Here is a 25155-nt window from a genome sequence, read left to right as displayed (position 1 = left end):
CCAGGTATCCTAAATACCTGGTTTTTTACATTTATCTACTTGATAAAAATATTTGTAAATTATCTAAAACTATTGAATATTTAATTGTCCATTTTTTATCGATATTTCTATATCACTTTTATCTTTTATTTCACCAGAAATAAGTTTTTTAGCTATTTCCGTTTCTATATTTTTTTGTAAAAATCTCTTTATTGGTCTTGCTCCATATATTGGAGAATATGCATTTTCTATAATATAATTTTTAGCATCATTATTTAGCTCAATATTAATCTTCCTGTCTTCTAATTTTTTAACAATTTTGATTAATTCTAGATCTATAATATCTCCAATTTCAGATTTTGTTAGTGGTTTAAATAAAATTATATCATCTACTCTATTTAAGAATTCCGGTCTAAATGCTCTTTTTAACTCATTGTCTACTTTGTTTTTTACCAATTTAGTTATTTCATCATTTTCATCAATACCTTCTAACAAATATTGTAATCCAATATTTGAAGTCATGATAATTATTGTATTCTTAAAACTTACAGTTCGTCCTTGATTATCTGTTAGTCTACCATCATCCAAAACTTGAAGTAATATATTAAATACATCTGGATGTGCTTTTTCTATTTCATCAAATAAAATAACAGAGTATGGCTTTCTCCTAACTTGTTCTGTTAATTGTCCACCTTCTTCATATCCAACATATCCTGGTGCTGCACCAATTAATCTTGAAACCGAGTATTTCTCCATATATTCAGACATATCTATTCTCACAATATTTTTTTCATCGTCAAACATTAATTGAGTAAGTGTCTTAGCTAATTCTGTTTTACCAACTCCTGTCCACCTAAAAATATGAATGACCCTATTGGTCTATTTTCATCCTTTAATCCAGATCTAGACCTTAATATAGCTTCTGATACTGCTGTAACTGCTTCATCTTGACCTATTACACGTAAATGAAGTTCATCTTCTAAATGTAATAGCTTTTCTCTTTCTGATTCTACTAATTTTGTTACTGGAACTCCCGTCCATTTTGATACTACATTAGCAATTTCATCTTCTGTTACTTCTTCTTTTAATCCTGATTCATTATCTGATTTAGTTTGAGCCTTATCTAATTCTTCTTGTAATCGAGGTAAATCTCCATATTTTAATTTTGATAATGTATCAAAATCATATTTTCTTTCAGCATTTTCGATTTCAATCTTTACTTTATCAATTTCAGCTTTAATTTCATTTACTCGCTCTAAAACTTTCTTTGAATCTTGCCATTTTGCAAATAGTTCATTATATATATCATCTTTTTCTGATAACTCTTTTTCAAGATTTTTAAGTCTTTCTTTTGAAGATTCATCTGTTTCTTTTTTTAATGCTGTAATTTCTATTTGTAATTGTAAAATATCTCTTCTTAAATTATCAATTTCTTGTGGCATAGATTCAATGTCCGTCCTAACCATAGCACAAGCTTCATCCATAAGATCTATTGCTTTATCAGGCAAAAATCTATCTGAAATATATCTATCTGATAAAATAGCTGCTGAAATAACTGCTGAATCTGCAATTCTAATACCATGATGTAATTCATATTTTTCTTTTATCCCTCGTAAAATAGATATGGTATCTTCTACTGTTGGTTGATCAACTAAAACTTTTTGAAATCTTCTTTCTAATGCACCATCTTTCTCTATATATTGTCTATATTCATTCAATGTTGTTGCACCAATTACTTTTATCAATCCTCTTGAAAGTGCTGGTTTCATAATATTTCCCGCATCCATTGCACCATCAGTTTTGCCCGCTCCAACAATCATATGCATTTCATCTATAAATAAAATTATTTCTCCATCTGATTTTTCAAGTTCTTTTATAACTTCTTTTAATCTCTCCTCGAATTCTCCTCTATATTTCGCTCCAGCAATCAGTGCAGCTAAATCTAGTGATAATAACTTTACTTTTTTTAAATTTTCAGGAACATCATTATTTACAATTCTTTGTGCTATTCCTTCTACAACTGCAGTTTTACCAACCCCCGGTTCACCTATTAAAACTGGATTATTTTTAGTTCTTCTTGATAATATTCTTATAGCCGATCTTATCTCTTCATCTCTACCAATAATTGGATCAATTTTCCCCTGACTAGCTTTATCAGTCAAATCTATCGTATATTTTGATAATGATGATTTTTTTGAATCTTCACTAATATTTTCCTTATCTTTCTTAAACTCATTTAATTTTTGCTTAAATTTTTTATATTCAATATTATGCTTCTTAAATATATTTACTATATCATTATTTTTTTCTTTCAATAGAGCTAGAAAGATATGTTCTATACCAATATAACTATCTCCACTTGCATTTGACTCGTCTTCTGAGTTTAATAAAATTCTCTGATATACTGTAGAGGCATGTAAACTTCCACCATTTTGACTTGAAAGATTCTCTACTTGTTGCTTCAATTCTCCAGCAATTAATTTAGAATTTTCACCCATTAAGTTTACTAATCTATATATTAAACCATCAGAATCTAAAAACATCGATAGAGCTAAGTGCTTTTCATTTAATTCCGGGTTTGAATTTTTAATAGCAATATTTTGTGCTTTTTCAATATATTCTAATGTTTTGTTTGAAAATTTATTCATATCCATATCTTATTCCTCCAATAATTTTTTATAAATCTCCTCTTGTTCTACCGTTAATTTCGAAGGGTTCATTATTTTTATTCTTAAATATAGGTCTCCTATATTATCTTTTCAATCCCTAAACCCTTTATTTGGTATTTTTATCCTTTTGTCTGTCTGTATATCTTTAGGAATATTTACTTTTATCCTTCCTTCTAAAGTTTGGATAGTTTTTTTTGTGCCGAAATATGCTTCCCAAGGGAGTATCTCTATATCTTTTATAATGTCTAGGCCTTCTAATTTATCTTTTGAATCTATTTTTACTTTAATATAAATATCGCCATCTATATCAAATTTATTTCCGTTGATTTTAATCTTTTTAGAATCAGTAATCCCTGCTGGCCATTTAAACTCAATTTTTTTTCTATCTCCACCTAAAGATGTTAGTATCTCTTTACTACCACCCTTATATGCTTCTTCAATTGTTAAATATTGTTCTAATTCAAACTTATTTCTTTGAGATTTTCTTTTTGAACTTCCTCCACCACCAAATAAGTCTGACATTGAAAATCCACCTGATGAACCTCCTCTTGAAAATCCACCACCAAATACTGTTTCAAAAAAATCTGAGAAACCACTATTTCCGCCTGTGTTTGTATATGTGTATCCATATTGTGAAGGATCAAAATTCATTCCATCATGATATGCAGAACCAAACTTATCGTATTTTGCTTTTTTATTTTCATCTGATAATACTTCAAAAGCTTCATTTACTTCTTTTAACTTTTCTGCCGCTTGTTCATTTCCTCCATTTAAATCAGGGTGATATTTTTTTGCTAGTTTTCTGTATGCTTTTTTTATTTCTTGAGATGTAGCTTTTTTATCTACTCCCAAAATTTCATAATAATCTTTATATTTCATAATAAACTCCTGTCTCTTTTCTTAATTTTATAATCAAAAATAACTCTGACTATCTTTGACTTTAATTTTATTATACATTGATAAACAAAAAAAATCAATATATATTAATAATCTAAGTTTTATCTAATAAAACATTATTTAGTCTTTTTATTGTATTTAAGTTATAATATAATAAACATATAAAAGGAGTGATTATGTTACCAGAAAATAAAATATATAATTGGTATAAAAATTTAAATATCAATATAAAACTTACCTTTTTATCAACAATTATTATCGGATTGATTTGTCATGCATATATGATGACTAATAAATGGGTTAATTTAGATGATATTGTTCAATTAATTGATAAAATGGATAGAACAACATCGGGAAGGTGGTTTTTACAATATCCTTCTGCAATAGGTTCTGACTTTAGTTTACCATGGGTAAATGGACTTCTAACTATAACATATTCCGCTGTAATGGCTGTTTTTATTGTAAAAATGTTTAATATAAAATCAAAAGTTAATTCTATACTTATTGGTGGTATACTTATAACTTTTCCTACAATTGGATCACTTATGCCATTTATGAATACTCAAGATTCATATCAGTTTGGTGCAATGCTTGCTGGAATTGGGGCATATCTTTTAGTTAAGAAAAAATGGGGCTTTATATTTACTGCTATATTATTAACACTTTCTCTTGCTATATACCAAACATATTTGGGCTACGCTGCTGGTTTGATACTTATATATATAATTAAAGAATTATTAAAAAATAAGGATAATTTAAGAGAACAAATTATACTATTCATTAAAACCGGTATAGCCTTTGTTGTAGCTGTTGGCCTTTATTTATTTGTATCAAGAGTTATTTTTGGACATTTATTAACTGACTATAAGGGATTGCAAACTATGGGATCTGTACCTTTGTCTAAATTGCCAGAACTTGTTGTAAATACATATGTACAAATGTTTAAATTCTTCTCCGGACAAGAATTTAACTATCATTTCCCATATATGAAATATCTTTTCCTATTTTCAACTTTACTAACACTTTATGTATTGTATTTTATAATTAAAAAACGTGAATTAGATATGGGTAAAATTGCAGCTATAGTATTTATTCTTATTGTTTTTCCTATCGCAATAAATATAATGTATATAATGAGTTGGGAAGCTGGAGTTATGCTAAGAATGGCATATCCTTACACTGTATGTTTTATATTTCCATTAATATTAATAGATTTTTTAAGTAAAAATGAATCTGATATTTTAGAAAAGGAAACTAGCCTTAATAAGAAGGGTCTTGTCTATTACTCATCATGGGTACTTACAATTACATCTATATTTGCAGTCTATAATAATATTTATGTGACTAATAAAACCTATTTTAAGGTAGGTATTACAAACCAAAGTTCACATTCGTATGGTAATAGAATAATGACAAGACTTGAAATGACACCAGGGTATAATACCAAGGATAAAGTTGTTTTTGTTGGTAATCCAGATTCAAGAACGAGTTTTACAAAAGAGTACGATACCGACGATATAAAACCTTTTGTGATAGCAAATCACTTAACCAGACTTTATTCGTTCAAATATTATCCTGTGAGATTTTTAGGATTTCCTAATGTTATTCATGATTATGAAACATATAGTGAAGTTCCAAAAAAAGATTTAGAAGAAGTTAAAAACTTAGGTATTTATCCATCATCAGATTCCATCAAGAAAATTAATGGTGTAATTTATGTGAAATTTAAGGAAATAAAAGATAACTAGAATAGAGGCAAATATGAAAAAAATATCGATAGTTGTACCATGTTATAATGAAGAAAAGAATATTTTCTCTTTTTTCGAATTATGTGATGATACTCTAAATAAAAATTTTCAATATGAATATATTTTTATAAATGATGGTAGTAACGATGATACATTCAATAAAATTAAAGAATTAATCGAAATCAATCCTTTTAAGGATATTACATGTATTAATTTTTCTAGAAATTTTGGTAAAGAATCTGCAATTTTAGCTGGTATAAAGAAATCCACAGGAGATTATGTATCCTTAATCGATGCAGACTTACAACAACATCCAAAATATATAAATGAAATGATTTCAGTGCTAGAATATAACGAAAATCTTGATGTTGTAGCATGTTATCAAGATAAAAGAAAAGAAGGCAAAATCTTATCTGGATTTAAGAGTTTATTTTATTTACTAATTAATAAAATAAGTGACACAAAATTCGAAAAAAACGCATCTGATTTTAGAACTTTTAGAAGAAGTGTTGCTGATTCAATCTTAGAACTAAAAGAATATCATCGGTTTTCTAAGGGATTTTTTGCTTGGGTAGGATACAATGTTCACTTTATGCCATATGAAGTAGAAGAAAGAAAACACGGTAAAACTTCTTGGTCATTTTATAAACTTACAAAATATGCTCTAGAAGGGTTTATTGGATTTAGTACTGCCCCACTTAAAATTGCAACATTTTTAGGTTTGATAACTTCATTTATAGCTACCATTTATTTAATAACTGTACTTATACAGAAGTTTATCATAGGTATAGATATTGCAGGTTATGCTACAATAGTTTCTCTTATACTACTATTATCTGGTATACAGTTAATTTGTATAGGAATCATCGGTGAATATTTAGCAAAAACCTATATGGAAGTAAAAAAGAGACCTCACTATATAATTAAAGATATAATTAAAAATGACAATATTAAAAATCTCATAGATAGTTAAACTATCTATGAGATTTTTTAGTTAAAATTTGAAAATTTAACATATATTTTATTGTTATATTCAAAAATAGAAGATTTTTTAGGATACGTTTTAGAATTTTTTATCTTATCCTTTAGAGCTTCATCCTCTAATTTATTTATATCTAATTCATCAAAAGTTTTAATATTATTTGGAAATGCCATATATCTTTCATGATACAACACCCAATGTATTGTACTAGGTATCTTGTTTTTAAGTAATGTACTCGCCTTTACATCATCTGTAAAATATTCATTTGTAAATTCATTTTTTATAATAGGATATCCAATATATACAATTTCTTTTTCTGTATCATATCCCTCTACTTCCTCAATTTTATTTATTACTCTATTGGTATATGCTTGTAAATTTCTTTGATCTATATCTAAAGTTAAATAAACTTTATTTGTAACTATAGAAAATTGATAAATAGATAATAGTGACATTATAAATATAAAATATTTTATCGCAGTATAAACTTTGGATGATGCAAAATTTTCTTTTGCATCGTAAACGACTTTTAAAATCACGATATAAACTAATACATATGGATAAAGCATTCTTAACCCTGCATGTTCACCATTATTTAGTATGTATAATAAATTTATTGATACAGGCAAGAGCAATATTAATATTATAGATATAATCTTTCCTTTGAGGCTTTTCTTTGTAGAAAATACGTGATAAAAAACTAAAGCTATACTAATAATAGAAAATATTTTATTAAAATTTTGCATCCAACCAAACTGGCTAAATTCATCATTTATAAAAAAGTTATTTAATTTTTCATATTGTTTTGTTATTAATTTGGGAAGATTTTTATAGTCTATCTGCCCCATTTTATCTAACCCCTGATATGATGTTAGTTGCACAGTAAATATGTACTTTACACTAATCACATATCCTATCAAAACTATTAACGAATTAAACAATAGTAAAAATAAATTTTTAAATAGACTTTTTTCTTCTATCTCATTATTAATATATCTAAAAATATAGTAAATAAAAATTAGACTAATACTTATTCCAAAATAAATCTGATAAGTAGCTAATGATAGTATATTTAATAATATAAAAAAACAAAACCTTTTGACATTTTCAAATATAAATACGCTCCTAATACACTCATAAATAGTGCTAAAAAATAGGCATCAGCTGAATTCATATATACAAATACTGCAACTACTCCAGTAAATGAAATCATTATACCTGATATTATTAGGATAAATATTTTACTTTTAATTTCTAAAATTCCTACTATTAAAGATGTGGACAGAGATATATAGAATAAAATTAAAATGCCATTTACCCATGGCATACTAAAGTAACTACTTATAGTTCCTGCATATTGCAAAAACCATCTTCCTGATATTCTTAAATCCATGTTAAAAAATAACTGGTGAATATCATCGTGATTAGGCAATTTATTTGTCATCATGTACAAATGCACGAGAAGTCCAAATGCAAATGTATATATAAATCCTAATCTAAAATTTGTATCTATATTCGAAAATATTTTTTTTATTATTTTATTATTTTTCATTTAATTTAATCTTCCTCTATTTATAATTCACATATTTTACATAAATTTTATTGTTATATTCAAAAATAGAATTTTCTCTAGGAAATATTTCTGATTTATCTATTAAATCTTTTAATTTTTTGTCATTATTTTTTACATAGTCATCTTTCTCAAAATATTTTATTGGATTTGGAAAGGCTGCATATCTCTCTGGATACAATGTCCAGTGCCATCTTGAAGGTATTTTTCTTCTAAAAAATGTAATTGAATATACATCATCCGTAGTATATGAATCCGTAAATTTATTTGAAATATCTGGAAGCCCTACGAATACGACCTCTTTTTTCTTATTATAAAAATATTTCTCCTCTATTCTTCCAATAACTCTAGATGTATAGGATGCCATATTTCTACTATCTATATCCAAAGTCATGTACGCCTTATTTGTTACTATATAAAATCTCCCAATTGTAGCTAACAATATCATTGGTATTAACCATGAAAATAGGACAATTTTTTTCCTCATATTAACATTATATTTTTCTATCTTTGTTATTATTTCTTTAAGTAAAATAATTATAAATATATAAATACAAATGTATGCTCCAAGCATCCTAGAATCAACTGATACATCTCCTGATGCTAGATATATAAAGTTTATTGCAAGTGGAGAAAAAAATATTAATATTCCTGCAAATATTTTATCTCTTGATTCTTGTAAATTTTTATTTATTATAAAAACATACATTGCAAAAAACATTGCAAATAATGGATAATTTAAATATTTAACAAATCCAAATTGACTAAGTCTATCACCTAAGAAAAACATTGGTATATCAAGATATGCTCTAGCTACTGATATTGGTAAATAAGTTATATCTATATTTGTCATACTATTTAAGCCTTTATATGAGCTCAATTCAATTCTAAACACATACTTTATTGAAACTATATATAAAATTAGAGTTAACAAACTTAAAAGAGCTAACTTAAAACCTTTTATAATTGTTGCATACACATTTGATTTTCCAGTAATAAATTCTAATACGTAATACAAGAAAATTAGAGAAATACTTATCCCAAAATATATTTGATAAATAGCTAAGGAAAATATATTTAATACGACAAAAGCCATTTTCCCATATCTATTATTTTTTATATATAGATATGCTCCTAATACACTTAATAGATATCCTAAATAATAAGCATCGGCACTATTTAGGAAAACAAAGAGAGCTACTACTGTTGTTATAGACATAGTAAGTCCAGATAATAATATAATTAAAATTCTATCTTTAATTCCAAAAAGACCGACAACTAATGCGTTTGAAACTGATAGATAAAATAAGATTAATCCACCATTTACCCATGGCATACTAAAATAAGAACCAATACTACCTGCATATTGCAAAAACCATCTACCTGAAGTCGATAAATCCATCTTGTTATATAACTGTTCAATATCATCATGATTGGTAAGTTTGTTTGTCATCATATAGAAATGACATATTATCCCAAATACTATTGCATAAAAGAAAGCTTGTTTGTAGTTCTTAGGAATTTTTTTATACAATTCACTAATTTTTTTTGTTGCTACCATGAAACCTCACATTATTTATTTTTCTTAAAAATGAAAAACTTTGATCCGATATAATTAGATATAAGTACGAATATATTAGATAAAATTTTTGTTATTAAATCATTAAATTTAAGGAAATCTACTCCTATAATCATTATCCCCATGTCTACTAATCCTGTCGCAAATCTAAAACTAAAAAAGGAAATTATTTCTTTAATAATAATATTTCTGTTCCAAGATTTAGATTCAAAAACCCAAATCTTATTTGTCACGAATGCAAATAAAACTGAAAACAGCCACGCTATTGCATTTCCTAGGGTATTTGCTAAAAATGGTAAATCTGAAAACACATAATTCTTGAAAATATAATATGAAACTATATTTATCAATGTAGTTAATCCACCAAAGAATATGTATAAAATAATACTTTTATATCTGAAGAAATATTTTATGAATAAATTTTTAATTATTATCATCTACGTACTCCAATATATCTCTAGGTTGACATTCTAATACTTCACAAATAGCCGATAATGTTTCAAATCTTATTGCCTTTGCTCTATTATTTTTTAGTATTGATATGTTTGAAATTGTAATGCCTACTTTATCTGATAATTCTGTAACGGACATTTTTCTTTTTGCAAGCATGACATCTAAATTGACTAAAATCATATCGTTAAATCCATTTCAATTTGCATTTCAGCACTTTTCTCAACTAAAAGATATAACGGCTTAACTAATACATGTGCTATTAAAATAAATCCCGTGAATACACCCCATATTATTAATAAGTTAAAGTCATGAATTTCTGCTAATACGAATACTATATTTATTATTACTGAAAAAAATAGTGTTATAAGTAATTTATTATCTATTCTCTTTATTATATTTGCATTTTCATATGTAAATATATTGTCTTTTTCTAGGTTTGCTAATAGTCGTAAAACATCTTTGATTCCTAGAATAATAAATATTGTTGTAGTATAAAAAACTATTAACCATGAGATAATCTTTATGCTTTGTGACTTATATTGTTGTATTATGTTTATACCTTGATATGTAGATATCCCTATACCTAAAAAAAATATGACAAAAATCATAGTGTATGCCATATATCTTAAACTTATTATTGATTTTTTAATTTTAGTATCACTAAAAGAGAATTTTCTATTCATTTTTCCTCCTTAACTATAATTAGAAATTATACCACGCTATTTATTATATATCAATAAATATTGTAGATGAATCTTACAAAATTTTAAAATTTAATATATTTATTTTTATATAAAAATGATATAATCATTAATAAGAAAAGAGGAAAAATGAATACACCAATTTTATGGATAGTAATCCCATGCTATAACGAAGAAAAAGTTTTACCGATTACTGCTCCAATTTTTTTAGAAAAATTAAATAATTTAATAATAAAAGGTTTAATTAATGCTGAAAGTAAAATTTTATTTATAAATGATGGTTCTAAAGATAATACCTGGAAAGTAATTTCTAAATTATCAAACTCTAATGATAAATATCTAGGTATCAGTCAAAGTAGAAATAGAGGACATCAAAACGCTGTACTGGCTGGTCTCATGGAAGCAAAAAGATATTGTGATGTAACAATATCTCTCGATTGCGATGGACAAGATGATGTAAACGCTATAGACGACATGATTAGAGAATATATGGATGGCGTAGAAATAGTTTATGGGGTACGTAGCAATAGAGATTCTGACACATGGTTTAAGAAAACTAGCGCACAAGGATTTTATAAAGTAATGAATGCTCTTGGAGTAGAAACCATATACAATCATTCTGACTATAGGCTCATCACTTCTCGAGTATTGGATGAATTTGAAAACTTCAAAGAAGTAAATTTATTTCTAAGAGGTATGATACCTTTGGTTGGATTCAGGAGTACAAGTGTATACTATAAGAGAAATGAAAGAATAGCAGGAGAATCTAAATATCCTTTTTCAAAAATGCTGTCTCTTGCCCTTGACGGTATAACGAGTTTATCTATTAAGCCAATCAGAGTCGTTACAAGTATAGGGTTTGTAGTAAGTATTCTCGGATTTTTAGGAATATTATGGGCTATTTTTCTTGTTTTAACAAATAATGTTGTTGCTGGTTGGGCTTCTACTGTATGTATTATTCTTTTCTTGGGTGGCATTCAATTACTTTCATTAGGTATTATTGGAGAATACATAGGAAAAACTTATTTAGAAACAAAGGCAAGACCTAGATATATAATTTCTGAAAGAACTTATCAGGAGAAAAAACAATGAGAAATAACACTAAATTTTGGAATAAAATCACATCAATATCTGAAAATTTTGTTACAGTTGTATCTACTATACTCTTTTTTATATTAAGTTTTATTTCTCTTACATTGACCAGTCAAATCCAACTCATCGAACATAGTTTGGTAGTTTTTAGATATTATTGGGTATTTGCTATCTTCTTATATTTTATACTAATATTTTTTATATTGAAAAATTCAAATAAAATAAAAGAAAATTATTTATTTTTAGGATTTACAATAGCACATATAATTTTTTCGATATTTATTATATTTTCAATTACTGAAGAAATGCGTGCAGATGCATCTATAGTTCGTAGTGCTGCTGAATTATTTAGTAAGGGAGATTACCAATATTTTAATCATGGTAGATATCTTCACTATTATCCACATCAAATAGGATTAATGTATTATCATATTTTGTTACAGAAAGTTAATTCTAGTGGATATTTTGTATTTTTAATAAATTCATTGATGGTTTTAGGGATAAACTATTCTATTTTACAAATAACAAAAATAATCGGAAATAATAATCGTAAAAAAAATATTTTGATTATATTATTATCATTTTTATTTTTACCACAATTCTTCTTTATAACTTTTGGATATAATTTAATACCAGGATTTTTCTTTTGTGCATTAAGTTTTTGGATGTATATATTGCATCTCAAAACAAAAAAATATATGAGTTTAATGCTATCAATTTTATTTATGGTATTATCAACTATAATTAGAAATAATTTTATGATAGCTTTACTTGCAATAATTTTTTATCACTTATTTTTTGAAACGAAAAAAAAATTTGGAATTTATTTATTGTTTGGATTTATAACTTTAAGCTATCTAATTAATTATAGCATTAAATCTTATACACAAAATGTAACCAAGATGCCTTTGAGTAAAGGAAATCCTAAAACAATGTGGATTGCTATGGGCACCAAACCTGATAATAAGGATATAAATGCTGGTTGGTACACTACTTGGGTAACAAAAACTATGAAAAAAAATGATTATGATTATGAAAAAATAAATCAAATTGCAAAAAAACAAATTAAATCAAATTTTTCATATTTTATTACTCATCCAATTGAAATGTTTAATTACTTTTCTGAAAAATTTTTTACAACATGGTTTGAACCTAGCTTCCAATCTTTTTGGAGCGGACCTAGAGAAATTTATGACCAAACTTCATATAACTCTATTGTTAGATCGATATACAATAAAGGTTCACTTTACGAGGTGATTTTTACTTTTATGAAAGCTTTTTTAGTATTAATTTATGGATTGGTATTATATTATTTACTTAAAACAAAAAAAATTAAAGAGTATTTCTTGTTTTTAATTTATTTTATAGGTGGGGTTCTTTTTCATTTAATTTGGGAAACTAAGGCTCAATATGTTTATCCATATATTTTTATGTTATTGCCAATAGTTGTAGAAGTTATTTATTCAATTTATAAAAAATATACATTGAGTAATAAACTATAACATATATATTTAATATGAATTAACGTCTTAATTGAGACTGTGTAAAATTTTGTGTATAGAAACCTCCTGATTAGGGTAAAGAAAAACTAATTAGGAGGAATTTTTATGCCAAGAAAAAGACCAGAAACAAGACTAAATAAAATAACTAAAATGTTACTAGAAGAATATCAACCAGAAACTGCTCAGGATTTACAAAATGCACTTAAAGACCTTTTAGGTGATGCAATAGAACAAATGCTTAAATCTGAACTTGATGAGCATCTAGACTATGAATATGGACAAGTTCCACTATCACTAAACACTAGAAATGGATCAAGTAAAAAGACTGTTAAATCTTCATATGGAAATATAGATCTTAATATCCCAAGAGATAGAGATGCTTCATTTGAACCACAAGTACTTAAAAAATATGAAAAAGACATATCAAATATAGAGAATCAAATAATATCAATGTATGCAAAAGGTATGACTACTAGAGACATATCAGCTCATATTAAAGAAATTTATGGTTTTGGATTATCAGAAACTATGGTAAGTAAAATAACTAACAAGATACTTCCAACAATAGAAGAGTGGCAAAACAGACCACTAGATAAGGTCTATCCAATGGTGTTTTTAGATGCAATCCACTATCATGTTAGAGAAAATAATATTGTAGTTAAAAAAGCTGTTTACATAGCTTTAGGATACAATTTAGAAGGCTTTAAGGAAATACTTGGTATGTGGGTTGAGAAAATGAATCAAGTAAATATTGGCTTTTAGTATTAAATCAATTAAAAGAACGTGGGCTAGAAGATGTATTAATCTTCTCAACAGACAATCTACCAGGATTTACTCAAGCAATAGAAGCAGTCTATCCAAAAGCAGAAATACAAAAATGTATAATACATCAAATAAGAAACTCTACTAAATATGTATCATACAAAGATATTAGAGAGTTGATGAAGGACTTAAAGTCAATATACAAAGCATCTACAGAAGATTTAGCACTAACCAATTTAGATGTATTTGAAGATAAGTGGGGTAAGAAATATCCTACATGTGTATCTTCATGGAGAAATAATTGGGCTGAATTATCAACATATTTTAAGTATCCTGAAGGTATTAGAAAGATGATATACACAACAAATGCTATGGAAAACTTTAATAGACAGTTAAGAAAAGTAACTAAAAATAAAGCAATATTTCCAAATGATTATGCATTACAAAAAAGTCTTTATCTAGCTATGGCAGATGCTTCAGCTAAGTGGACTAGTAGAATAAGAGGTTGGGATAAGGTGTTATCACAATTATCAATATATTTTGAAGGGAGGATATAATAAAAAAAATAGAAAGCAATAGTAAAAAATATCTGCAAATTTTTAACAAAATTTGACAGTGTATTAATAATGTGTAAAATTAAGTTAAGCTTCATTTCTTAAGAAATGAATGTCTATTGATACAAAAAATGTATCAACCCATACCCTTTAATATCAGGAAATAGGTTGATACACAAAATTATTTACAGACCCTCTTAATTAGTTTTAATACTGATTAAGACGTTAATTAAAATTTATTTAATATCTAACTATATTATCCTTTTCAACTCTAGCCAAAACTAAAGGAGAAAGTTTTGGTTTTATATTTGAAATTGTGTAAGCTTCTAATACTAATTCTTCTGCTGTCTTTATTGAGGACTCATCATTTGTATATAAGATCGCTATAACGTCTCCTTTATTAACTTCATCACCTGTCTTTTTCTCCAGCCTTATACCAGCTGAAAAGTCAATAATATCCTCTTTTGTTTTTCTTCCTGCGCCAAGCACAACTGAAGCAATTCCGATTTTTTCAGTCTCCATTTCATTAACAAATCCATCAGCTTGAATTTTCACTTCATACTCGTATTTTGCTTTTTCAAATTTCGAAACATCTTCTAAATATGATGAATCTCCACCTTGTGCTGATGTAAATTCTATAAATTTTTTAAAAGCAAATCCATCTTGTAATTTTTCTCTAACTTTTTCCCTATTTTCCTCAAGATTTCCTTTATCTGACATTGTCACTAAGTTTGCGGCAAGCTCTATACATACCTCTGTAAGATTTGATGGTCCTTTTCCTTTTAAGGTATCCACTACTTCTATAATTTCAAGAGTATTACCGATATTATGTCCTAAAGGAATATTCATTTCTGTAATTAATGAAACCACTGATTTACCTGCATTTTCTCCTATTGCTACCATTTCAGTGGCAAGTTCTATTGCTGAATTTAAAGTTTTCATAAATGCTCCAGATCCCATTTTTACATCGAGTAAAATAGCATCTGATCCTGCTGCAAGTTTTTTAGACATAATAGATGCAGCGATAAGTGGAATACTGTCTACTGTTAACGTAACATCCCTTAAAGCATATATCTTTTTGTCTGCTGGAGCTAAGTTACCAGTTTGTCCTATTACTGACACACCTATATCATTAACGATATCTATAAAATCCTTGGTATTCAATGATGTGTTAAGTCCAGGGATAGCTTCCATTTTATCAACAGTTCCACCTGTGTGACCAAGACCTCTACCGGACATCTTAGCCATTTTAACACCAAAAGATGCTACTAATGGAGCGATGATTAATGTTGTTTTATCTCCTACTCCACCAGTTGAATGCTTATCAACCTTTATCCCCTTAATTGAAGATAAATCTACCACATCTCCACTATCCCTAACAGATAGAGTTAACTCGAGTGTTTCTTTTTCAGTCATTCCCTTGAAATAAATCGCCATTAAAAGTGATGACATCTGATAATCGGGTATTTCACCTTCTACATATCCTTGAATAAAAAACCTAATATCTTCTCTAGTTAATTCTTCTCCATGTTTTTTTTTCTCAATAATATCTGTCATTCTCATAAATTAGTCCTCTTTTAAGTCCTTATGTCCAAATCCAAATGGCAACAACTCCTCAAGAGTATGTACTCTATAATTATCTTCATCTATGGCTATAATTATTTGGAATGTTTTTGGATCACAGTTATCCATCATCACCTGTCTACATACACCACAAGGTGGGGTATAATTTGTTACCTTGCCTTCTTTTCCTCCAACTATAACTATATTTTCAAATTCTGTGACACCTTCTGATATAGCCTTAAAAAAAGCTGTTCTTTCCGCACAAATTGTTGGAGTATATGATGCTGATTCAATATTTACACCGGTAAATTTTTGTCCGTTTTTTGCTGTAAGCAATGCTGAAACATTAAAATTAGAGTAAATCGCTCTAGAAAATTTTAAATTTTCTAGAGCTTTATTAATATTTTGTTTCAATTGATTTTGATCAAGCATTAATATCCCTCCGCTACTTCTTTTTTTGCAAGTTTTATTAATCTTGATGTCCCTAGTCTTTCTGCACCAAATTCAATAAATTTTTGTGCATCCTCAAGTGTTGATATTCCTCCAGCAGCTTTAATTTTAACATGTTTATCTACATTATTCTTAAATAACTTTACATCCTCAAATGTAGCTCCACCTGTTGAAAATCCTGTAGAAGTTTTAATATAATCTGCTCCAGACTTAGAAACTAATTTACACATTTTAATTTTTTCATCATCTGTTAAAAGTGCTGTTTCAATAATCACTTTTAAGACTAACTCTCCACAAGCTTCTTTTATTTGCTTAATTTCATCTAATACAAACTGATAATTTTTATTTTTTAATTCATTTATATTTATTACCATATCAATCTCTGTTGCACCGTTTTCAATCGCATTTTTTGTTTCAAAAACTTTGACTTTAGTTGTAGAATATCCATTTGGAAATCCAATAACTGTACAAATTACCAGTTTATCACCTGCATATTCCTTTGCTTTTTTTACATAAGAAGCTGGAATACATACTGACGCAACTTCATACTCAATAGCTTCATTTATTAACTTTTTAATTTCTTCCCATGTCACATCTTGTTTTAATTGTGTGTGATCTGCTTTACTTAAAATATTTTTTATATTCATTATCTAACTCCTTTTTCATATGGTTGTCCGTCTGCCCTTGGAGCTTCTGATTTACCTACAAGTACTAAAATTACAAGTGTTAATATGAATGGTATCATAGAAATAAATTGTGATGGAATAATTGAACTTCCACCTATATATACAGCTATAGCTTGTGCAAAACCAAAAATTAAAGCCGCTCCATACGCACCGTGAGGTGTCCATTTACCAAAAATAACTGCCGCTAGTGCTATAAATCCTTGCCCTGTAATTGAAGTTGGTGAGAAGTTTGATATAAGTGATGTTGTCACCGCTGCTCCACCAAGTCCTGCAAAAAATCCCGAAGCTATAACCGATAAATATCTTACTTTATAAACATTGATACCTAGTGTGTCTGCTGCTGCTGGATGTTCACCCACAGCCAAAACTCTAAGACCCCATTTTGTTTTATACAAAAATATCCACAATAACACTACACATAATAAAGCTACTATTGCTGTTGCCTCTATACCAAAAACTTTAGGTAATTTTTCTTTTAATACGGGTGTATTACCGCCACCAAATATTATTTGTACTAAAAATAATGTTAATCCGCTACCTATCATATTAATAGCGATACCAGAAACTGTTTGATCCGCCCTAAATGATACTGAAGCTATTGCATGAAGCAAACCAACTAAAGCTCCTGCAATCCCTGCTGAAAAGAATCCTATCCATGGATTTCCTGTAATATATGCTACTGAAGCACCCGTAAATGCACCAACAGCCATCATACCTTCTATACCTATATTAATTACACCTGATTTTTCTGAAATAACACCTGCCATTGCTCCAAATACTAAAGGAGTAGAATACATAAGTGTTATTGATAACATTGTTAATATTTGATTCATTTTTTCTCCTTTGTCTTTTTTCTACATGCCCATTTTTCTGCTAATATAGATAAAATATTTGATAAAGCAATAAAGAATATTATTATACCTATTAATACTAATACAATTTCTGAAGGAACACCAAAATTTAACTGCAATACTGTACCACCAATCTTAAATACTGCAAATAATAAACCAGCTAATATTACTCCTATTAAATTTGATCCTGCAATTAACGCAACTGAAAGTCCATCAAATCCATAATTTTCAAACATAGCTATATTTATAATTTTATGAGGTGTTAATGACATTATATTTACCGCTCCAGCTAATCCTGCTACCGCACCAGAAATCGCCATTGCTCTGATTATATTTTTATTTACATTTATACCTGCAAATTCTGCAGCGTCTTTATTAAGTCCAACTGACCTTAGTTGATATCCAAGTGTAGATTTTTTAATAATAAAATTTAGTAATATAGCTACTGCAATAGCAATTAAAATACCAAAGTTAATATCTGATCTAGCAGCAACTTTACCAATTATTGGAAAATTTACAAATGATGCATAATCTCCCGCTGCTTTTTCAGCTGCAAATAGTTTTATTTGACCCGATATATTTATAGCTGCTGTACCAGAACTTTCTTTTATAAATAATGGAGATCCAGTTGATACATACCCTATTAGATGTAAACCTATCCAGTTTAGCATAATACCTGAAATTACTTCATGAACACCAAATTTTGCCTTTAATAATCCAGAAAGACCTCCAAATAATGCTCCTCCTATTGCACCACAAAAAATTAATAAAGGTATTTGTATAAAAGCTGGGAAATCTACTAAAATCCCTACAATACCCGCAAATAAGAAACCTGCAATATATTGCCCTTCTGCACCAATATTAAATAATCCTGTCTTAAATGCAAACGCAACAGATGCACCAGTTATTATTATAGGCGTGGCTTTTATTATTAACTCTGCAACATTTCTAGGGTTTCCAAATACCCCCTTAAACATATCTCCGTACGCTACAATAGGATTGACTTTTATCGCTAGCAATAAAATTCCCGAAATAATAAAACCAAAAAGTGTCGCTAAAAATGTCTTAAACAGCTGATTGCTAAAGAGATTTTTTAATTTATATTCTTTATTCATGTTTACCTCCAGCCATTAAAAATCCGATTTCTTCTTCTGTTTTATCACCAGGTGCAAATTCATCTTGTATTTTTCCTTTATAAATTACACCTATTTTATCTGATACATTGATTACTTCATCTAATTCATAAGAAATAAGTAAAATAGATTTTCCCGCATCTCTTTCTCTTATCAATGATTTGTGTACATATTCAATCGCTCCAACATCAAGCCCTCTTGTAGGTTGTACCGCAATTAGTAAATCTGGATTTAATGACACTTCCCTACCAATTATTAATTTTTGTTGATTACCACCGGATAAAGATTTAGCTTTAAGGCCGGCTCCATCCGCTGGTCTTACATCATACTCATCAATAATTAGTTGAGCAAAATTAATAATTTCTTTATTATTTAAAATACCTTTTTTAGAATATGGTTTTTGGGAAAATAATTCTATTACTGAATTTTCTGCAACAGTAAAATCTGGTACCAATCCCCTTTTTAATCTATCCTCATGAATTGTAGCAACTTTATTATCAATGGTAAATCTTGGTGTTTGGTTTTGAATTTCAACACCATTAATTTTAATAGTTCCAGATTTTGTTTTGGTAAGATTTGTAATAGCTTCTATTAATTCCTTTTGTCCGTTTCCATCTATCCCTGCTATACCATAGATTTCTCCTTTTCTAATTTTTAGATTTAATCCATCTACGGCCTTGATTCCTCTTTTATCTTCTACTTGAAGTCCATTAATTTCAAATATTATATCCGATGGGTTAGCTATACTTTTTTCTACTTTCAAATTTACAGTATGTCCCACCATTTTTGTCGCTAAATCTTGTATACTAGATTCTGCAACATCAAGAGTATCAATATATTTACCTCTCCTTATAACTGTACATTTGCTTGCCGATTTTTTTATTTCATTTAACTTATGAGTGATAATAATTACTGTTTTACCATCATTAGTTAAACTATTCATTATAGATATAAGTTCTTCAATTTCTTGAGGTGTTAATACTGCTGTAGGTTCATCAAGTATTAAAATTTCAGCTTCACGATATAACGCTTTTAATATCTCTACTCTTTGTTGCATTCCTACAGAAATATCTTCAATTTTAGCATCTAGATCTACATACAAACCAAACTTATCAACTAACTCTTTTACTTTTTCTCTACCCTTTTTGTAATCTAAAAATCCACCTTTAGTTACTTCTTTACCTAGTAAAATATTTTGTACTACAGTAAAATTATGAACCAGCATAAAGTGTTGATGCACCATACCAATACCATTTTTTATTGCAGTTCTAGGATCTTTAATATCTACTATCTCTCCATTAATTTTGATTGAGCCTGAATCAGCATTATATAAACCATATAAAATATTCATCAAAGTAGACTTACCAGCACCATTTTCACCAAGTATTGAATGAATACTACCTTTTTTAACTTTTAGTTGTACATTGTCTAGAGCAGTAAATTTACCAAAAGTCTTTATAATATCAGTCATTTCAACAGCATATTTATTATTAGTCATACTTACTCCTTATATTTAAAACAAAAAAGAGGGGATTCCCCCTCTTTTCATTAATTAGCTACGTATTTATCAAATGTTTCTTGATTAAAAGGTGGTACTACTTTTCCTTCTTTTATTTCTTTTAATTTAACTAATGCTTCATCATGAACTTCTTTTGGATATAATGATTTATCTGTATGGTCTGGAATACCAACAGCGTCTTCATTAGCTGTATATACTATTGTTTTACCACCAAGTTTTTCACCTGATAATATTCTTTTTGATAAGTCATAAATAGCTACTTCAGCTTTTTTAAGTGCAGATGTTAATACATATTCTGGCGCTAAATAAGATTGATCTTGGTCAACACCGATAACAAATTTTTTTGCTTCTTTAGCTGCTTCTATAACACCTTTACCAACACCACCAGCTGCTTGGAATACTATATCAGCACCATCATTATACATTTTTGTTGCAATAGATTTTCCTAGAGCTTCATCACTAAAACTGTCAGCATATTGTACATCAACTTTAATGTCTTTTCCTAATTTTTTTGCTGCATCTAAAACACCAGCTCTGAAACCATATTCAAATTGATCAATAACTACACCCTTTTTACCTCCAACAAAACCAATTTTATTTGTTTTTGTTTGATAAGCTGCAATATAACCTACAAGATATGATGGTTGTTCAGCCTTAAATATAACGCCTGTTACATTTGGCAAGTTTTCATTATATGCATTGTCAATTATAGCAAAATTCGTATCTGGTGATTGTTGTGAAGCTGTTTTGATTGAGTCTGCTAACAAGTATCCAACTCCCCATACTAAGCTTGTTTTTTTATCTACTAATGTGTTTATGTTTTTTACATAATCAGCTTCTTGTTCTGATTGTACATACGATACTTCAGCTCCTGTAGCTGCTTTAGAATCGTTTAGACCTTTCCATGATGATTGGTTAAATGACTCGTCGTTAACACCACCAGTATCTGTTACCATACCTACTGATTTACCTTTTAAGTCAACTTTATCTTTAGAAGATTCTGTTTTTGTTTCTTTTTTATCGTCTTCTTTTTTAGTTTCTTCAGTTTTTGTTTCTTTTTTATTGCCTTCTTTTTTATTATTTCCGCATGCAACTAGTGAAAACACCATTACAAAAGCTAATAATAAAGATAAAATTTTTTTTGAACTCATATGTTCATCCCCCTCTATTTTTAAAAGTCCTTTTGTACTTTATAATCCTTACTATATATAATATAATCCTTTTCGTATTTTTTTTCAATAGCAAAACAAAAAAACATTTTCAAATAAATATTATTTATAATAAATCTTATAAATTTCTATTAAAATTTCTATTAAAATTTCTATTAAAATTTCTATTAAAATTTCTTAACATATTAAAAATATATTAAGTTTAGTTTTTATTTAAAAATTTATTGAATGTCTTTTCATCAAAAGGTATTAAAACCTTTTTATTTTTTATTAATTCCTTTTTTGACATCACTTTCACATATGATTCTTTAAGTAATGAGTTCTCCTCGAATTTCATTTTTAAATCTACTGCATTTTCTGATAATCCTAGAATTTGTTTACCTGATTTTTGCTTTGTATCATATATATATTTTGAAATAATTTTTTCAGATATTAATTCATAATTTTTTACTGTTGAAGCAATTACGTTTTTATGTGCATATTCATTTTGATCAAAATCTGAACCAATTATATATTTATCTTTATCTTTTGCACTTTGAATCAACCCCAATCCCGTTACACCAACATTTTGATATATAACATCTACATTTTTATCATATATTTCGTTTCCTATTTTTTTGCCTAAATCAAAATCATCAAATTTATATATATGCTTTTCAATAATTTCAATATTTTTATTTAATTCTTTAGATGCTTCATGAACTCCAGATTTGAAACCATATTCATAAAAATCTGACCATGCACCTTTTTCTGTCCCTACATACCCCACTTTATTTGTTTTAGTTACAAGCCCCGCTAAGTATCCTGCCAAATACGATGATTCATTTGTTCTGAAAAATATGCTTGTAATATTTTCATATTTTTTTTCAATGATAGAATCAAACAACACAAACAGCACTTCTTTATTTTGTTCGGAAATCCTCTTAAATTCCTCATTTAATAAAAAACTATTTCCTACGATAAGTTTATTTTGTCTCTTTATTAGAGTATCAATATTTTTGAGATAGTTTTCTTTAGTACTTGATGTAAAAGTTGTTAAATCTATTTTCTCTATTTTTTTAATTCCTTTTTGTATTTGTGCCGTTCTATTATTTTCAATTACTTTTTCTCCGTCTGTTATAAGCCCAACACTATATTTATCAGATTTTTTACTACAGGCTGTAAAAACAAAAACAATTAGTATCAATAATATTTTTTTATTCATTATGACTCCAAAATTTCTAATTTTTCATGTAACTCGAACCATTTTGTGCTAATAGTTTCTTTTTCTTTGTTTAGCTTTTCAATTTTCAAGCTTATTTCATTTGATTTTTCATAATCTTCAAAAATATCTGGCTTTGTAAATTCATGATTTAGTTCGTTTATCTCAATTTCTATTTCTTCTAATCTATTATCTATAGACTTTATTTTCTTTTCTATATTCTGAATTCTTTTTTGCTCCTCTTTTTCTCTTTTATAATCTTTTCTTTTTTTTGTTTTATTTATTTCTTGATTCTCTTCTTGATATAACTGATTTTCCTTTTTACTTAGATAATAATCGAAATTCCCCTTATATTCAACTAATGAACCATTTTCAATTTCAATTATTTTTGTACATACTTTGTTCAAAAAATATCTATCATGACTTATTAATAATACTGTTGCTTCGTAATTATTTATTGCATCTTCTAATACCTCTTTTGACTGTATGTCAAGATGATTTGTCGGCTCGTCCATTAATAAAAAATTGGAATCAGTGAGCATCAATTCTAACAATGTTACTCTAAATCTTTCTCCACCACTCAATTCTCCTACAATATTGAAAATATCATCTCCAATAAACATAAACTTTGCCAAATATGATCTCAATTCATAATGTGTTAATCCTGGAAATTTATCCCAAACTTCATCAATAACCGTTTTCTCTAAATCTAAATTTTTTTGTTCTTGATCAAAATATTCTGGAAAAACACTTACCCCTAGTGTGATTTTTCCTTTGTCGGGCTGCATCTTATTTTGTATCATTTTTAGAATTGTAGTTTTTCCCGTACCATTTTCACCAATCAAACCTACTTTTTCACCTTTATATATATTGAATGATATATTTTCGTATAATGTTTTATCATCGAACGATTTGCTTATACTTTTTATCTGTAATACATCTTGTCCACTTTCCCTTGTTGGTAAAAATCTTAAACCCATTGTATTATCAAATGTTTCTGGTCTGTCCATTAATTTCATTTTTTCTAATAGTTTTTGTCTAGATTGAGATTGTGCTATACCCCTTTTTCTTAATGATCCGCCTAAATTTGCAAATCTTTTTATTATTTCTTCTTGTCTCTCTATTTCCTTTTGCTGATTTTCGTATGCTTTTTGTTGAGTTTCTATATCTTTTTTTCTACGAGTAATAAAATCTGTATAGTTTGTATCATAAGTATAAAGTGATCCTTTTTCTAACAAAAATATTCTCTTTGCAACTTTATCTAAGAAATATCTATCATGAGAAATAAATATAACTGTTTTATTGGAGTTCTTTATCATGTTTTCAACAAATAAAATAGTTCTCATATCTAAATGATTAGTTGGTTCATCAAGCAATAGCACATCAAAATTAGAAACTAGTAATTTAGCTAATTCTAGTCTTGATTTCTCGCCACCTGACAAATAATTTATTTTATCATTAAATCTTTCTTTGGGAAATCCCATACCTATCAGCGTACTTTCTATTTTAACTTCAAAATATTCTCCACCATATCGTAAATATTTATCTAATTTTTCTGTATACTGATAGCTTAATTTTTCAAGTTTTTTTATATTTTTTTCCGTTTCCATTTCTTTCTGGAGAACTTCTATTTCTTCCTCTAATTTACTAATATACTCAAATTGAGATAACATTTCTTCATATATTGTATTTTCACTATCTAGGCTAATATTTTGTTTCATATAACCATAAGTTAAATCACCCTTTTTATATATATTTCCATCATATTCATCAATTTGATCTGTAAGTATATTAAATAATGTTGATTTACCAGATCCATTGGGACCCACTATACCAACTTTATCATTTTCATTAATTATAAAATTTACATTTGAAAATATCTCATTTATTCCATAAGATTTCCCAAGCTTGCTAACTGTAATATCCGCCATAATCTACCTCTCTATATAATTATATCAAATATTTAATTTAAGCTTAATATATAAAAAAAATTTTTTGACATAAAAAATCCCCTCCATCCGTATTAAGGTGACCCCAAAAAGTTGGACTTTATACCAGATACATTTAGAAATATTTGTCTCTGGTTTTTCATCCT

The 25155-nt window shown here is 27.6% G+C and carries 17 protein-coding genes and 4 pseudogenes; 5 read left to right on the top strand and 16 right to left on the bottom strand.

Annotation, left to right across the window (positions count from 1 at the left end):
- Positions 1 to 69: 69 nt before the first annotated feature.
- Both clpB and AC4KN9_RS00615 read right to left on the bottom strand, forming a co-directional pair.
- Positions 70 to 2633: pseudogene (clpB, locus tag AC4KN9_RS00620) on the bottom strand (ATP-dependent chaperone ClpB).
- Positions 2634 to 2636: 3 nt separating this feature from the next.
- Positions 2637 to 3527, bottom strand: a pseudogene (locus AC4KN9_RS00615) (DnaJ domain-containing protein).
- A gap of 194 nt (positions 3528 to 3721) precedes the next feature.
- On the opposite strand from AC4KN9_RS00615, the gene AC4KN9_RS00610 reads away from it, so the two are divergent.
- Positions 3722 to 5293, top strand: coding sequence for a glucosyltransferase domain-containing protein (locus AC4KN9_RS00610; RefSeq protein ID WP_491016756.1), 1572 nt, complete (start codon positions 3722 to 3724; stop codon positions 5291 to 5293).
- A gap of 13 nt (positions 5294 to 5306) precedes the next feature.
- Complete coding sequence (locus tag AC4KN9_RS00605; RefSeq protein ID WP_491016755.1) at positions 5307 to 6266, top strand: glycosyltransferase family 2 protein; 960 nt, start codon at positions 5307 to 5309, stop codon at positions 6264 to 6266.
- Between the two features lie 17 nt (positions 6267 to 6283).
- Here AC4KN9_RS00605 and AC4KN9_RS00600 read toward each other — a convergent pair.
- From AC4KN9_RS00600 to AC4KN9_RS00580, 5 genes and pseudogenes are all read right to left on the bottom strand, one after another.
- A pseudogene (locus tag AC4KN9_RS00600) lies at positions 6284 to 7668 on the bottom strand (glucosyltransferase domain-containing protein).
- Positions 7669 to 7843: 175 nt separating this feature from the next.
- On the bottom strand, positions 7844 to 9406 hold the full coding sequence (locus tag AC4KN9_RS00595; RefSeq protein ID WP_491016754.1) for a glucosyltransferase domain-containing protein: 1563 nt from the start codon (positions 9404 to 9406) through the stop codon (positions 7844 to 7846).
- An 11-nt stretch (positions 9407 to 9417) separates the two neighbouring features.
- Complete coding sequence (locus AC4KN9_RS00590) at positions 9418 to 9861, bottom strand: GtrA family protein (protein WP_491016753.1); 444 nt, start codon at positions 9859 to 9861, stop codon at positions 9418 to 9420.
- Positions 9848 to 10057 carry a helix-turn-helix domain-containing protein gene (locus AC4KN9_RS00585; RefSeq protein WP_491016752.1) on the bottom strand — a complete coding sequence of 70 codons (210 nt, stop codon included), beginning with the start codon at positions 10055 to 10057 and terminating at the stop codon, positions 9848 to 9850. Before AC4KN9_RS00585 ends, AC4KN9_RS00590 begins: the two co-directional genes overlap by 14 nt.
- Positions 10054 to 10560, bottom strand: coding sequence for a DUF2975 domain-containing protein (locus AC4KN9_RS00580; RefSeq protein ID WP_491016751.1), 507 nt, complete (start codon positions 10558 to 10560; stop codon positions 10054 to 10056). The genes AC4KN9_RS00585 and AC4KN9_RS00580 overlap by 4 nt, the downstream gene beginning before the upstream one ends.
- Before the next feature lie 147 nt (positions 10561 to 10707).
- Between AC4KN9_RS00580 and AC4KN9_RS00575 the strand changes: the two genes are divergently transcribed.
- The 3 genes and pseudogenes from AC4KN9_RS00575 to AC4KN9_RS00565 all read left to right on the top strand — a co-directional run bounded on the left by AC4KN9_RS00575 (position 10708) and on the right by AC4KN9_RS00565 (position 14491).
- Positions 10708 to 11670 carry a glycosyltransferase family 2 protein gene (locus AC4KN9_RS00575; RefSeq protein ID WP_491016750.1) on the top strand — a complete coding sequence of 321 codons (963 nt, stop codon included), beginning with the start codon at positions 10708 to 10710 and terminating at the stop codon, positions 11668 to 11670.
- Positions 11667 to 13172 (top strand): hypothetical protein, encoded by a 1506-nt coding sequence (locus tag AC4KN9_RS00570; protein ID WP_491016749.1) that lies wholly within the window; start codon positions 11667 to 11669, stop codon positions 13170 to 13172. The genes AC4KN9_RS00575 and AC4KN9_RS00570 overlap by 4 nt, the downstream gene beginning before the upstream one ends.
- Positions 13173 to 13322: 150 nt before the next feature.
- Positions 13323 to 14491 (top strand): annotated as a pseudogene (locus AC4KN9_RS00565) (IS256 family transposase).
- A gap of 237 nt (positions 14492 to 14728) precedes the next feature.
- Here the strand turns inward: AC4KN9_RS00565 and AC4KN9_RS00560 are convergent.
- The 9 genes from AC4KN9_RS00560 to abc-f all read right to left on the bottom strand — a co-directional run bounded on the left by AC4KN9_RS00560 (position 14729) and on the right by abc-f (position 24991).
- Positions 14729 to 16051 carry a pyrimidine-nucleoside phosphorylase gene (locus AC4KN9_RS00560; RefSeq protein ID WP_491016748.1) on the bottom strand — a complete coding sequence of 441 codons (1323 nt, stop codon included), beginning with the start codon at positions 16049 to 16051 and terminating at the stop codon, positions 14729 to 14731.
- Positions 16052 to 16054: 3 nt separating this feature from the next.
- Positions 16055 to 16483 (bottom strand): cytidine deaminase, encoded by a 429-nt coding sequence (gene cdd, locus AC4KN9_RS00555; RefSeq protein WP_491016747.1) that lies wholly within the window; start codon positions 16481 to 16483, stop codon positions 16055 to 16057.
- Positions 16483 to 17148, bottom strand: coding sequence for a deoxyribose-phosphate aldolase (deoC, locus tag AC4KN9_RS00550; RefSeq protein ID WP_491016746.1), 666 nt, complete (start codon positions 17146 to 17148; stop codon positions 16483 to 16485). Before deoC ends, cdd begins: the two co-directional genes overlap by 1 nt.
- Positions 17148 to 18020 carry an ABC transporter permease gene (locus AC4KN9_RS00545; protein ID WP_491016745.1) on the bottom strand — a complete coding sequence of 291 codons (873 nt, stop codon included), beginning with the start codon at positions 18018 to 18020 and terminating at the stop codon, positions 17148 to 17150. The genes deoC and AC4KN9_RS00545 overlap by 1 nt, the downstream gene beginning before the upstream one ends.
- Positions 18017 to 19153 carry an ABC transporter permease gene (locus tag AC4KN9_RS00540; protein ID WP_491016744.1) on the bottom strand — a complete coding sequence of 379 codons (1137 nt, stop codon included), beginning with the start codon at positions 19151 to 19153 and terminating at the stop codon, positions 18017 to 18019. Before AC4KN9_RS00540 ends, AC4KN9_RS00545 begins: the two co-directional genes overlap by 4 nt.
- A complete protein-coding gene (locus tag AC4KN9_RS00535) occupies positions 19146 to 20669 on the bottom strand; it encodes an ABC transporter ATP-binding protein (RefSeq protein ID WP_491016743.1) in 1524 nt (507 codons plus the stop codon). Before AC4KN9_RS00535 ends, AC4KN9_RS00540 begins: the two co-directional genes overlap by 8 nt.
- A 50-nt stretch (positions 20670 to 20719) precedes the next feature.
- Entirely contained in the window at positions 20720 to 21841 is a 1122-nt protein-coding gene (locus tag AC4KN9_RS00530) for a BMP family ABC transporter substrate-binding protein (protein ID WP_491016742.1), read from the bottom strand.
- A gap of 220 nt (positions 21842 to 22061) precedes the next feature.
- Positions 22062 to 23063: a BMP family ABC transporter substrate-binding protein gene (locus tag AC4KN9_RS00525; RefSeq protein WP_491016741.1), complete on the bottom strand. Its 1002-nt coding sequence runs from the start codon at positions 23061 to 23063 to the stop codon at positions 22062 to 22064.
- The gene (gene abc-f / locus AC4KN9_RS00520; RefSeq protein ID WP_491016740.1) at positions 23063 to 24991 is read right to left on the bottom strand and encodes a ribosomal protection-like ABC-F family protein; all 1929 of its coding nucleotides are present in this window, start codon (positions 24989 to 24991) and stop codon (positions 23063 to 23065) included. The genes AC4KN9_RS00525 and abc-f overlap by 1 nt, the downstream gene beginning before the upstream one ends.
- Positions 24992 to 25155: the final 164 nt, after the last annotated feature.

The sequence above is a fragment of the Helcococcus sp. SA-HE-C1 genome (assembly GCF_985670335.1).
This window is presented reverse-complemented; position numbering and strand designations above follow the sequence as displayed.

Bases quoted from the DNA above. Each gene is read 5' to 3' on its own strand.
- AC4KN9_RS00580 (WP_491016751.1), bottom strand. From the start codon at position 10,560: ATGAATAGAAAATTCTCTTTTAGTGATACTAAAATTAAAAAATCAATA.
- AC4KN9_RS00545 (WP_491016745.1), bottom strand. From the start codon at position 18,020: ATGAATCAAATATTAACAATGTTATCAATAACACTTATGTATTCTACT.
- abc-f (WP_491016740.1), bottom strand. From the start codon at position 24,991: ATGGCGGATATTACAGTTAGCAAGCTTGGGAAATCTTATGGAATAAAT.
- AC4KN9_RS00590 (WP_491016753.1), bottom strand. From the start codon at position 9,861: ATGATAATAATTAAAAATTTATTCATAAAATATTTCTTCAGATATAAA.
- AC4KN9_RS00525 (WP_491016741.1), bottom strand. From the start codon at position 23,063: ATGAATAAAAAAATATTATTGATACTAATTGTTTTTGTTTTTACAGCC.
- AC4KN9_RS00575 (WP_491016750.1), top strand. From the start codon at position 10,708: ATGAATACACCAATTTTATGGATAGTAATCCCATGCTATAACGAAGAA.
- cdd (WP_491016747.1), bottom strand. From the start codon at position 16,483: ATGCTTGATCAAAATCAATTGAAACAAAATATTAATAAAGCTCTAGAA.
- AC4KN9_RS00570 (WP_491016749.1), top strand. From the start codon at position 11,667: ATGAGAAATAACACTAAATTTTGGAATAAAATCACATCAATATCTGAA.
- AC4KN9_RS00535 (WP_491016743.1), bottom strand. From the start codon at position 20,669: ATGACTAATAATAAATATGCTGTTGAAATGACTGATATTATAAAGACT.
- AC4KN9_RS00560 (WP_491016748.1), bottom strand. From the start codon at position 16,051: ATGAGAATGACAGATATTATTGAGAAAAAAAAACATGGAGAAGAATTA.
- AC4KN9_RS00530 (WP_491016742.1), bottom strand. From the start codon at position 21,841: ATGAGTTCAAAAAAAATTTTATCTTTATTATTAGCTTTTGTAATGGTG.
- AC4KN9_RS00540 (WP_491016744.1), bottom strand. From the start codon at position 19,153: ATGAATAAAGAATATAAATTAAAAAATCTCTTTAGCAATCAGCTGTTT.
- AC4KN9_RS00605 (WP_491016755.1), top strand. From the start codon at position 5,307: ATGAAAAAAATATCGATAGTTGTACCATGTTATAATGAAGAAAAGAAT.
- AC4KN9_RS00585 (WP_491016752.1), bottom strand. From the start codon at position 10,057: ATGATTTTAGTCAATTTAGATGTCATGCTTGCAAAAAGAAAAATGTCC.
- AC4KN9_RS00610 (WP_491016756.1), top strand. From the start codon at position 3,722: ATGTTACCAGAAAATAAAATATATAATTGGTATAAAAATTTAAATATC.
- AC4KN9_RS00595 (WP_491016754.1), bottom strand. From the start codon at position 9,406: ATGGTAGCAACAAAAAAAATTAGTGAATTGTATAAAAAAATTCCTAAG.
- deoC (WP_491016746.1), bottom strand. From the start codon at position 17,148: ATGAATATAAAAAATATTTTAAGTAAAGCAGATCACACACAATTAAAA.